This is a genomic window from Pseudomonas sp. MS19 (assembly GCF_013277615.1).
Lineage (GTDB): Bacteria > Pseudomonadota > Gammaproteobacteria > Pseudomonadales > Pseudomonadaceae > Aquipseudomonas > Aquipseudomonas marincola.
In genome coordinates, this window is sequence record NZ_VBTO01000002.1 from 1 (window position 1) to 10,938 (window position 10,938).

Sequence of the window (10,938 nt, forward strand, 5' to 3'; positions counted from 1 at the left end):
ACTATCGCAGGCTGTTTAGCCCCGCTGCGCGGCGCTAAAAATCGCAGTCCCACAATGGGCCTGATGTTGGTTGATTGCGCAGCAAGCACGAGCTGTAGATAAACCTCGAACAGCTACGTTGCTCTGTCTGGCCGACAGTGAAGCGCCCTCGGCGATACTCGTATTTAGTGACTTGTGGATAACTACTCGGCAGTCCTAAGCGCTCAGCAATTGGTGTCGCCCTTCATTCACAACGCGTGTAAGCCTCTGGGCCATCACACAGTGTTCAGGATTCAACACCTAGATGAGCTTCAGTTCTCTATCTCAATTCTCCAAGCAACCGCATGCAGTAGCCCGGCACATGAGCGATGTTTTCGTCAGGCATTGGTCGATATCAATGGTGTCACTATCCGCTCACCACAGCTGATAAGCGAGGAGCGTACTCTGGATGGCTACTGACAGGACGCCGCGACTGGCGGATAAGCCAGGCAAAATAGCTCAAGATATCGGATGGGCTGCTCGGAGGTTCGTAGAGGGTGTAGCGCTGGTTGCAGCTTGCAGCTTTCTTAAGACGCCGGCGAACTCCAGACAGCAATGTTTACGTGAAATCGCGTATCAGCTGATCAGCAGTGCGGCTTCGAAATGCGTCAGGTACTGACGCGGGTAGGGATAGCGGAGGTTATCCACAGGTGCGTAGCAGAGCTATCAGCGGCGGCGAATAATCAGGACGACATGGCCGGTTTGAAACGTAATCAACACGGCCATGTACGCATAGAGGTATTAGCTTCGAGCAGCTAATTGGCGGGCGAGGATATTCGCCACTTGGCGTGGCTTGCAATTGAAATAGGCGGAGTTCTTGGCCCAACGCTCACTCGGGTGCCAGGCAAAGAGAAACTGCCCGCCTTGGAGTTGATCGACGACCATGCGCGCCACCTCAGGGCGTACAGCCGGGCAACCGAGGCTACGACCAATGCGGCCCTGGCTGCGCACCAAAGCCGGGTCTACGTAGCTGGCACCGTGGATCACGATGGCTCGCTCACGTGCAGAGTCATTAAGGCCGGGCTCGAGGCCGTCCATGCGCAGCGAAAGCCCATGTTTGCCTTTATAGCTCTCAGCTGTGCGGAACAGGCCGAGGCTGCTCTGATAGCTGCCCACCCGATTGGAGAAGGTGCTTGCCGTGCCTTCACCCGACAAACGGCCGTGAGCCACATAGTCGTTGAGCAGCAATCTGTTTTTGTTGAGATCGAAAATCCACAGGCGTTTCGCCGCCGAGGGTTTGGAAAAATCGATTACGGCCAGACGCCGCGCCGGGTCTGCACCGTTATTCACTGCGCATTGCATGGCTGCAATGGCGTGTCTGACTGCTTCACGGTTTATACCGGGGGCAGCTTTGACCAGTGAATTAACCAGTGTTGCCTGGTTCTTATTAGTATTTGCCGCTAACAGCGGCCCGCAAAATACCAGCAGCCCTGCCAAACAGAGCCGACTCAGCCATACAGCCATAGACCATTTACCTCTAAACGCATTTACTCCCGGACATCCTGTCCTTCATCTTCCGATGACTCGCTTATACTTATTAACTCGGTCTCTGCCGAGATTGATTCGTACGGCTAAGGATGGAGCGCATGTTGATCAAAAAACGCACACTTTACCTGATTGTGGCGCTGATGCCCCTGCCATTGGTCAGTCATGCTGTGACGCTTCCGCCGATAGACGGCGCTGATTTGCGGCCCATGATCCAGACGCTAGCTTCTAGCTGCGCCCCTTTGCCTAAGAGCTTAGACGAATCTGCAATAAACCTGCTCACAATGTTCTATGAGCGCCGGCAGGGGCAGCCAGCGTGGTCGAACGAAGCCAGTACGCAGGCATTACAACAGCAGATCAACCAGCTTGCCGATGACGGCCTGCAACCTACCGATTATCCGTTGCCGAGCGTTCCGCTGAACGCGAGCGTCAACCTGCGTGACTGCGCGGATTTACTCACCAGTCATGCCTATCTTCGTGCTTTGCAGGATTTACGCTACGGGCGCTTATACAGCCGGCAACTCGAGCCGCTATGGCGCGCGCCAGAGGTCAACATGAGGCCCGCGGCAGAGGTCACAATACTGCCGATAGCTTTGGCTAACACCGAGCAGCCGGAACACGCGTTCAGCGCCGCACGGCCTCAGCTTGAACAATATCAGCGCTTACGAGTTGCCTATGCGGCGCAGCGCACTCAGCCATTGGCGCAGTGGCAGCCAATTCCCGGCGGGCCGCTGCTGCGTCCTGGAGCTTTTGACCCGCGCGTGCCGGCGTTGCGCGAGCGGTTGAATGCCGAGGGTTACACCACCGGCGAACTGGCCGAAACGGCAAATCAGTTTGATCCCGGTACTGTTTCGGCACTGCAGATTTTTCAAAGCCGTCACGGCTTGCAGGATGATGGAGTGCTGGGCCCGGCGAGTATCAATGAGCTGAACATCTCGGCTCTGACCCGGCGCGACCAGTTACGCATCAACCTTGAGCGTCTGCGCTGGCTGGCATATGACCTCGAGCATGCGGTCGTCGCCATCAACGTGGCCGGTGCTGAAGTGATGATCATGCAGGATGGCAGCGAAGTGTGGCGCAGCCGTACTCAGGTTGGGCGTGAATCGCGCAAGACCCCGCTGCTGGTTTCGCGCATCAACCGCCTGACGCTCAATCCCACATGGACGGTGCCACCGACGATCTGGCGAGAGGACAAGCTGCCCGCGATTCGTAACGACATCGGCTACCTCGCCCGCCATCAGATGAACGTTTACGATCGGCAGGGTAATCGGCTTGATCCCTACAGCATCGACTGGTCATCGCCGGGCGGGGTGATGTTGCGCCAAGAAGCCGGGGTCAACAATCCATTAGGGCGTGTGGTGCTGCGTTTCGACAATCCATTCGCTGTGTATCTACACGACACCCCCAGCCAGAGCCTTTTCAATAAATCTCCACGCGTTTTCAGTTCCGGATGCGTGCGCGTCGAGGCCATCCAGACCTTGCTCAGCAAGATCCTCGATAGCGATCACTACGATACGGTTCAAGCGCGAATTGCCAAGGGCCGAACCAGCCAGTATCGCTTGCCTGAGTCGTTGCCGCTGGTAATCGCCTATTGGACAGCAGAGGTCGGCGATGACGGTGTGTTGCGCTACTTGCCGGATATGTACGGCAACGACCCCGCTTTGGTGCGTGCTCAGCTAACGAGCCAGAAGCCGAATTTAGCGGGCCGATAATCTCCCGGCTGGACGCAAAGCATCAATCGGGAATACAAGTTACCTGGTTGAGTCTTTGCGAACTCTGCTGCGCTTGCAGCCGTCCCTACAAAATCCTGTGCTGGCAGTTTTGGCTGGAAATCTGAGCAAGCCGGCGCTGTAGTTTCACTCCCGACATCCGCGAACATCCAGACCTGCGTTGCCGTTGCTCGGTGGCGACAAGAGGTGTTTGTCTGTGATTTTTGCCCAGATCAAGCAACATCCTACGATACCTGTAAGGCATCATTGATTACCAAATTGATATTATACAGATCATATTCAACGTTCTAACGTTGCATTGTCCTGTGTGCAGTGATGTGCGTGGAGACCTTAAAGGTCACCATTGCGCTCGCTCAAACACGTGGTCTGTATAACAACAATTGCTCCAAGACTTGCGTTCAACAATTTGCAAAAAACGTCTATCTGCCATTCAAAAAATAAGCATATGTAGAGGACTAAAAATGGAAAGTAAATTCCATGGAGTAATGGCGTTTGCCTTGCTCGCCAGCATGCTGCTGCTAGGCAGTATCTTGCGCAATCGTATTGCTTTGTTCCGCAGCTCTCTGGCTCCAGCGAGCATCATTGGTGGTTTGCTTGGTTTCATCTTGTTATCGCTGGGCTTGATCCCAGGCTTTACGGCCGATGACTTTCAGGCGCTGACCTTTCACTTTTTCACGCTCAGTTTCATGTCGCTTTGCCTCACGGGTAAGAGCAAGAATGGCTCGCTTTCTGGTGGCAGTGTTGTGCGTGGCGGGCTATGGCTGACATTCATCTGGACCATCAGTCCTGGCCTGCAGGGCGTGATCGGCTACTTGGTCATTGTTAGCTACGATGCTATGACCGGCTCTGATGTCAGCGCGTGGCTAGGGGCGATTGTTACGCATGGCTTTACCCAAGGGCCAGGTCAGGCGCTGACGTACGGCGGCATCTGGGAGCAGCAGTATGGCATTGAGAATGCTGCTCAGGTGGGCATGATCTACGCATTGAATCGCCCCTAGTTTCGTAGACACCTCCAAACCTCATAATACGGCCCACTAGGAGGTGCCATGAGTAACTCGCGTTATCCCGAAGAATTCAAAATCGAAGCCGTCAAGCAGGTCACTGAACGAGGCCTGCCTATAGCTGAGGTCGCTGCTCGCTTGGGCATGTCGACGCATAGCCTGTATGCCTGGGTGAAGCGCTACAGCAAGCCCCAGGAGCAACGAGCGCAAGAGGACGATCAGCAAGCTGAGTTACGTCGCCTGCGCGCCGAACTCAAGCGCGTGACTGAAGAGCGAGACATTCTAAAAAACCGCCTCCCCGGCGCTCCGCGCCCCATTGGGTTAGAAACACGGCCACTACACTGATACTGCTGGACAGTGGTCGTCTGCTTTTTGGAGGCTAAATCCCCGTCAAAAAACCTGACCCAGGGGAAGCTGCGGACCCGTTAGTGGTGGCGCGTTTCGTGACCCCGTTTAGGAATGTGATCTGATCCGAGTCCCCGTCCAGCATCTCTTATGCTGGAGGGTGCTCATGAAAAAATTAAGCTCTGAACTCCACGGTCTACCAGTCATTCAGGACCGCGCAGCTGGCATCGACATTGGCTCGCGATTCCATGTAGTGGCGGTGCCGGCGGACCTTACCGATGTGCCTGTTCGAACTTTTCAGGCCTTTACTGCCGACCTGGAGCAAATGGCCGACTGGCTGGTCGATCTTGGAGTTACCACGGTGGCTATGGAGTCGACCGGGGTGTATTGGATTCCGGTCTATGAAATTCTGGAAACCCATGGCCTGCATGTCGTACTAGCCAATGCACGGGACGCCCGCGCAGTACCTGGACGTAAAACCGACGTTAACGATGCCCAGTGGATCCAGCGCCTGCATGCCTGTGGTTTGCTGCGTGCCAGCTTCCATCCGGATCGAGAGATCGCCGCGCTACGAAGTTATTTACGCTTGCGAGAACGGCACCTCGATTACGCCGCCGCGCATATCCAGCACATGCAGAAGGCGCTGACTCACATGAATCTGCAACTGCATCATGTGGTGTCTGACGTCACCGGGGTCACTGGTATGCGAATCATCCGAGCCATTGTCGCTGGTGAGCGAGATGCGGGTAGGTTGGCAACCATGCGCGACACACGCTGCAAGTCCAGCGTAGAAATCATCCGAAGTGCTTTGGTCGGCAACTACCAGCTTGAACACGTCTTTGCTTTGGAGCAGGCGCTGGCTATGTACGACGCTTATCAAGTTCAACTTGATATATGCGACCAGCAAATTGCTCAAAGCCTGATGCGGCTCTCCCAGCAAAAGCCTTCACCTAGCGAGCCACTACCGAGGCCGCGTCATCGCACTCGGCAGCCGAACGCGCTCAACTTCGATGTACGAACCTTGCTCTATCAACTGGTCGGTGTCGATCTGACTCAAATCCATGGCATCGGCCCTTACTTGGCTCTGCGATTAGTCGCTGAGTGCGGTACCGACCTGAGTCGCTGGCGTACTGCCCAGCACTTCACTTCCTGGCTGACCTTAGCTCCTGGTTGCCGTATCAGTGGTGGAAAGGTGCTTTCGGCGCACACACGTAAGACTAAGAACCGGGTGGCGGCTCATCTCCGGCTAGCCGCAGTAACCATTGGCAGAACGAACACGGCACTGGGGGCTTTTTATCGACGATTGTCGGCACGTATCGGCAAGGCTAAGGCGGTAACTGCGACCGCACGCAAGATCGCGATCCTGTTCTACAACGCAATGCGCTTCGGCATGGCTTACAAAGATCCAGGAGCCGATCACTACGAGCAAAAGTATCGGGAAAGAGTAATTAAGGGATTGCACCGCAGAGCGGCAGAGTTTGGCTTCACGCTTCAGACCGTCGAAGGTGTTTCTTAGGAAGGCCGCCGCGTACTTTGCCAAGGAGTGCGGCTGAAGTACGCCTTCATCAATCAGCTATCCGTGGATTACCCGGTTCGTCGTCTGTGCCTGACCTTAAAAGTCCATGCCAGCGGGTACTACGCCTGGCTTGCTGAACCGAAGTCAGCGCGCGCCGTGGATGATCAGCGACTACTGGGCTTGATCAAACACTCTTGGTTGGAAAGTGGTTGTGTCTACGGCTACCGAAAAGTCTATGACGACCTGCGAGAACTTGGAGAGCCGTGCGGCAGGAATCGCGTTGGGCGATTGATGCGCCAACATAGCCTACGTTCGCAGACCGGTTACCGGCGGCGACCGGGCCGTTATGGTGGTAAGCCTCCAGTCGCCTCACCGAATCACCTGGAGCGTAGATTCAATGTCACCGAACCCAACAAAGTCTGGGTCACGGACATAACCTACATCCGCACCTATGAAGGCTGGTTATTTTTGGCAGTTGTGCTCGATCTGTTTTCGCGGCAAGTCATTGGCTGGTCGATGAAGCCTCAGATGACCAGCGATCTGGCTATTGATGCGCTACTGATGGCGGTATGGCGGCGTAAGCCAAGACAGGAAGTGATGATTCACTCTGATCAAGGCAGCCAGTTCAGCAGTGGCGATTGGCAAAGTTTCCTGAAAGCTAACAACTTGCTTGGCAGCATGAGTCGACGCGGAAATTGCCATGACAACGCGGTGGCTGAGAGCTTTTTTCAGTTGCTGAAAAGGGAACGGATCAAGCGAAAGATCTACAGCACAAGGCAGGATGCCCGAGCCGATGTGTTCGATTACATCGAGATGTTCTACAACCCAAAGCGACGACATGGTTTCAACAATCAGCTGTCGCCGGTAGAGTTTGAAAAACGCTATTTCCAGAGTTTGGAGAGTGTCTAGAAAACCAGGGGCGATTCAACATTGAGCAAAGCAATGCAGAGCAGAAAATCGCCAGCATTAAAGACCAGATGGCGGCACTAGCGGTTGAGGCCGAAAAGCTTAAAGAAATGCCGGTCAGCGTTAAGGCGGATAATGCGAGTATTGAAGCCGTGCGCACTCAGATACAAACGCTCGCTACGGAGCTTGGCAATACTGAAATCGTCTTGCCTGTTCGTGTGGCGGCGCCTGGTGGTGTTTTGGGTGGGGTGACGGGATATGCGAAAGGAACGAATAACGCAACGCCGGGCCTGCACTGGGTTGGTGAGAACGGCCCAGAGCTAATGGCTTTCCGTGGTGGTGAGCAAGTGATGACAACCACGGCGTCAAAGAATCTGGCGGACAGGCTATCGGGGATGGTGATACCAGACAGGGATATATCCTTAACCGATAAGCAGCTTGCCGGTAATGGATCTCCAAAGTTTCCTGCCCTTGGCAGCGTGAACCTCGGTATGGATGGTAGAAACTACGAAGTATTTGTTACGCCCTCTGTAGCGGATGAGCTACGTCTAGCGGCATTCAAGCGCGGCAGCCCAACAGTCAAGCGCCGCTAATAATCGCCCACAAAAAAGCCCCGCCTGAGTGATTCAGTGCGGGGCTTTTTCTATTCTTGCTGCACCCACTATGCACCCACAGCTTGTTTTGTGTTAGTGCGTAAAGCGTGTAAGTGCTTGATTTATATGGCGCACCAGGCGGGATTCGAACCCACGACCCCTCCTTCGGAGGGCAATGCGGTACAGGCAGCTTGATCGCTGGGAAATTCTCTAAAGTGTCTCTAAGTACCATGAGACAAGGCTTCCACCGTATACCTATCCCTACAGTTCATGGCCATTGGCGGCACCTAAGGTCAATTAACTTGGGCACAAAAGAAGAAATTTCGATTCTCGATTTTGAGCACTAGCCAGCTTTGTAGTGGTTCAATGATTCTGGACACCCCGGTATGGCTGAAACCTCACCCAGTAATGAGGTGTTCAGCGCTCACCTCGAACCCCTACCAGGTAGCGGCGAACATCCGACAGTTCGGTCATACGACCAGAGAGCATAAACTGCAAAGCGCTCTGCCCGTTGAATGGTGCAGCACTGTTTGGCTTGCGAACCCATCGATAAGCCGTATCAACTTGGTTGCTAAAAATAATGCAAAGCGACTTGTGTATTCCCATCAGATACGAAATGCGCTCCAGCAGATCATGGCTTAGCCTGATTTCGGGCAGGCTTTTGTACTTGTGGTAAGTCGTGTTAGCCACAGACCCTAGAAGAATTTTTTGCTCAGATGCTGAACACTCCCATTTGTCCATCAAGCCAAAGAAAAAGGTTAATGCAACCTGACCCGCTTTGGGGGTGTCTGTGAGAGATTCACCGGCATAGGCTTTGCCGTTCATAAGCGGCTCCTTTTTAGTGGTTGCTGTAGATACGGTTGTCTGCATTCGTACGCATGTGCAGGAGTAGACCATACACGAACTGCTTTTACTCTAAAGCCTTGCTGAACTCCATATGCACGGAATTGTTGTGGCCACCTCATGAGCATGGCCGGTATCTAGCGGAAGAGGTACGGATATCGATTCTTGCAGGGCTGGCAGGGGGCTCTGGACTCTTGGTTTGGGTCTAATTGCATGAAGCAAAGACTGTACACCTGACGATGAAGAGAGTATGTGACAGCTAGTCAAATTAAATGAAATGGCCCTCAGCGGTTGATCTTCTGTAACCATTGATATAACTAGCTATAGCTGATATTTATGTCAGAAATATCCATATTTTTACTGACGCATCGGAAGTTTAAGTGACCATCACTTTAGCCATAAAAAACCGCATTAAGTACATGCCAAAGGGTAAGCCTTTCTCTTGTAGCATTTTTAGCGAGGTTGGCCCGCGCACATCTGTAGACAAAGCGTTATCCCGGATGGTCCAGTCCGGTTTTCTTGAACGCATTACTCGTGGCGTTTATATGCGTCCAAAAGTAACCAAGTACGTGGGGCAGGTTCGTCCAAGCCCTACGGTAGTGATGAGGGTGATTGCGAAGGCGAAAGGAGAAGTGATCCAAATCCACGGATCTGAGGCCGTCCGGATATTCAACTTGAGTATTCAAATGCAGATGATTCCAACCTATTACACGAGTGGACCTAGTCGTGAGATAAATGTTGGTAATGCTGTCGTTCGTTTGCAACATGTTTCCCGCGCACGCTTGCAACATGCTGGTACACGAGTGGGCGCTGCGCTTTCAGCACTGTATTACATCGGAAAAGATAATCTCACGATGAGCTCATTAACCAGTATTGTCAGTACCCTAAGCGCGGGCGAAGTTAAAAAGCTTCGTACAAGCATGATGCCCAATTGGATGCGCTCTGCCGTTCTCTCCGCTACATAACGCTATTGTGCGTATGCGTTGTTGGCTAATGGCATGGACTTTCCCACCAATTTTCATCTGATTTGACCATCACGTTGCGTGGCCATGACCGGTAGAGAACGGCCAAAAGGAGCCAGTCGTGTGCGCGCTGATCAGTCAGTGAGCTTTGGTCCCGTTCACGGTTTCTCTGTCGATCTTCCGCCGTCGTTGAAAAAATCGTCCGTCGCAACCATGCCGAATTTGTCAGTGAGTTTACCCTTATCGTTTTCACTGAACATTGTTTGGATACGCCGTTCTTGCTTAAGTCTGGCGACCGTCTGAAAAAAACAGTCCTCACACAAGTGTATCTCATAACGCTCACCATCGTGGGCAGAGCCATATCCCCACTGGGCCTGCAATAAGGCATATTGGAGGCCATTGCCCGCGACGCGAGCACTGTCGAGGCAGACATCGCACAGGACGTCGCTGACGATCTCGACTTCTCTCTTTTCTTTTACCTTCATCACTTACCTCCCGTGGTCATGACAAACCACTTGGGAAGCATATTAGACGCAAGACAACGACAAAACACTGCCCATAGGAAGCCGATCCCCTGCGATCATGGTTTGGCAGTGTTATTTCGTAGATAGGGCGCAGCAAGCCTACAAAGCTGCACTGTGGCGACGGCCTAAGTGAGCTCCTGTGGGATGAAAATAAAGTGTCATCCTTAAAAGGTGCCCCTGACTCGGTGAGGCTACCCGGCCATACCCTGTCCCAGCCCGAGCAAAAGGCGGCGGCGCTGGTCTGGCGGACATCACAGTGGCGATTTCTGGCCTCCTGATTGGATGAAGCTGTATTTTCAGATATTTGACGCATGCGACCCGCTTGGTCCCTGCTTAATGCGCATTAGGATGAAACTTTAACGGCGGTTCGAGGCCTGTGACTCTCCGCGAGCCCAGCAAATCTGTACGGTTTAGGATGAAACGTTATTTTCTTCCCACAAAACCTACAACACCGGCACCGCGCCGATCGGGCGCAACAAACCTACAACCCCAGCCCCGCGTAGTTAGGGCGCAACAAACCTACAACCCCAGCCCCGCACCGGTTGGGCGCAACAAACCTGCAACACCGGCACCGCGCCGATAGGGCGCAACAAACCTACAACCCTAGCCCCGCGCAGTTAGGGCGCAGCAAACCTGCAACACCGGCACCGCGCCGATAGGGCGCAACAAACCTACAACCCCAGCCCCGCGCAGTTAGGGCGCAGCAAACCTACAACACCGGCGCCAGGCCGATAGGGCGCAACAAACCTACAACACCGGCGCCAGGCCGATCGGGCGCAACAAACCTACAACCCCAGCCCCGCGCAGTTAGGGCGCAGCAAACCTACAACACCGGCGCCAGGCCGATAGGGCGCAACAAACCTACAACACCGGCGCCAGGCCGATCGGGCGCAACAAACCTACAACCCCAGCCCCGCGCAGTTAGGGCGCAGCAAACCTACAACACCGGCGCCAGGCCGATAGGGCGCAACAAACCTACAACCCTAGCCCCGCGCAGTTAGGGCGCAGCAAACCT

General features: G+C 54.0%; 8 protein-coding genes and 2 pseudogenes. 7 read left to right on the plus strand and 3 right to left on the minus strand.

Annotation, left to right across the window (positions count from 1 at the left end; genetic code table 11):
• Nucleotides 1-759 precede the first annotated feature (759 nt).
• Nucleotides 760-1,482, minus strand: coding sequence for a murein L,D-transpeptidase catalytic domain family protein (locus FEZ62_RS00495; RefSeq protein ID WP_150548036.1), 723 nt, complete (start codon nucleotides 1,480-1,482; stop codon nucleotides 760-762).
• Nucleotides 1,483-1,604: 122 nt separating this feature from the next.
• Between FEZ62_RS00495 and FEZ62_RS00500 the strand changes: the two genes are divergently transcribed.
• The 6 genes and pseudogenes from FEZ62_RS00500 (at nucleotide 1,605) to FEZ62_RS00525 (ending at nucleotide 7,594) form a co-directional block, all read left to right on the plus strand.
• Entirely contained in the window at nucleotides 1,605-3,215 is a 1,611-nt protein-coding gene (locus FEZ62_RS00500) for a L,D-transpeptidase family protein (RefSeq protein WP_242454852.1), read from the plus strand.
• A gap of 479 nt (nucleotides 3,216-3,694) precedes the next feature.
• The gene (locus FEZ62_RS00505; protein WP_242454853.1) at nucleotides 3,695-4,231 is read left to right on the plus strand and encodes a sodium/glutamate symporter; all 537 of its coding nucleotides are present in this window, start codon (nucleotides 3,695-3,697) and stop codon (nucleotides 4,229-4,231) included.
• A 48-nt stretch (nucleotides 4,232-4,279) separates the two neighbouring features.
• Nucleotides 4,280-4,522, plus strand: a pseudogene (locus FEZ62_RS00510) (transposase); the annotation flags it as partial.
• Between the two features lie 223 nt (nucleotides 4,523-4,745).
• Complete coding sequence (locus tag FEZ62_RS00515; RefSeq protein WP_172926477.1) at nucleotides 4,746-6,095, plus strand: IS110 family transposase; 1,350 nt, start codon at nucleotides 4,746-4,748, stop codon at nucleotides 6,093-6,095.
• Nucleotides 6,096-7,004 (plus strand): annotated as a pseudogene (locus FEZ62_RS00520) (IS3 family transposase); the annotation flags it as partial.
• Between the two features lie 68 nt (nucleotides 7,005-7,072).
• Nucleotides 7,073-7,594, plus strand: a complete 522-nt coding sequence (locus FEZ62_RS00525) for a hypothetical protein (protein WP_172926478.1) — start codon at nucleotides 7,073-7,075, stop codon at nucleotides 7,592-7,594.
• A gap of 417 nt (nucleotides 7,595-8,011) precedes the next feature.
• On the opposite strand, the gene FEZ62_RS00530 is transcribed toward FEZ62_RS00525, so the two are convergent.
• Nucleotides 8,012-8,419: an MbcA/ParS/Xre antitoxin family protein gene (locus tag FEZ62_RS00530; RefSeq protein WP_172926479.1), complete on the minus strand. Its 408-nt coding sequence runs from the start codon at nucleotides 8,417-8,419 to the stop codon at nucleotides 8,012-8,014.
• Between the two features lie 398 nt (nucleotides 8,420-8,817).
• Here FEZ62_RS00530 and FEZ62_RS00535 point away from each other — a divergent pair, with 398 nt between their 5' ends.
• Entirely contained in the window at nucleotides 8,818-9,402 is a 585-nt protein-coding gene (locus FEZ62_RS00535) for a DUF6088 family protein (RefSeq protein WP_345940410.1), read from the plus strand.
• A gap of 155 nt (nucleotides 9,403-9,557) precedes the next feature.
• Here the strand turns inward: FEZ62_RS00535 and FEZ62_RS00540 are convergent, their stop codons facing one another.
• Entirely contained in the window at nucleotides 9,558-9,884 is a 327-nt protein-coding gene (locus FEZ62_RS00540; protein ID WP_172926480.1) for a hypothetical protein, read from the minus strand.
• Nucleotides 9,885-10,938 lie beyond the last annotated feature (1,054 nt).

Excerpts from the sequence above, each read along its gene's own strand:
- FEZ62_RS00540 (WP_172926480.1), bottom strand. The coding sequence starts at position 9,884 with ATGAAGGTAAAAGAAAAGAGAGAAGTCGAGATCGTCAGCGACGTCCTG.
- FEZ62_RS00515 (WP_172926477.1), top strand. The coding sequence starts at position 4,746 with ATGAAAAAATTAAGCTCTGAACTCCACGGTCTACCAGTCATTCAGGAC.
- FEZ62_RS00525 (WP_172926478.1), top strand. The coding sequence starts at position 7,073 with ATGGCGGCACTAGCGGTTGAGGCCGAAAAGCTTAAAGAAATGCCGGTC.
- FEZ62_RS00495 (WP_150548036.1), bottom strand. The coding sequence starts at position 1,482 with ATGGCTGTATGGCTGAGTCGGCTCTGTTTGGCAGGGCTGCTGGTATTT.
- FEZ62_RS00505 (WP_242454853.1), top strand. The coding sequence starts at position 3,695 with ATGGAAAGTAAATTCCATGGAGTAATGGCGTTTGCCTTGCTCGCCAGC.
- FEZ62_RS00530 (WP_172926479.1), bottom strand. The coding sequence starts at position 8,419 with ATGAACGGCAAAGCCTATGCCGGTGAATCTCTCACAGACACCCCCAAA.
- FEZ62_RS00500 (WP_242454852.1), top strand. The coding sequence starts at position 1,605 with ATGTTGATCAAAAAACGCACACTTTACCTGATTGTGGCGCTGATGCCC.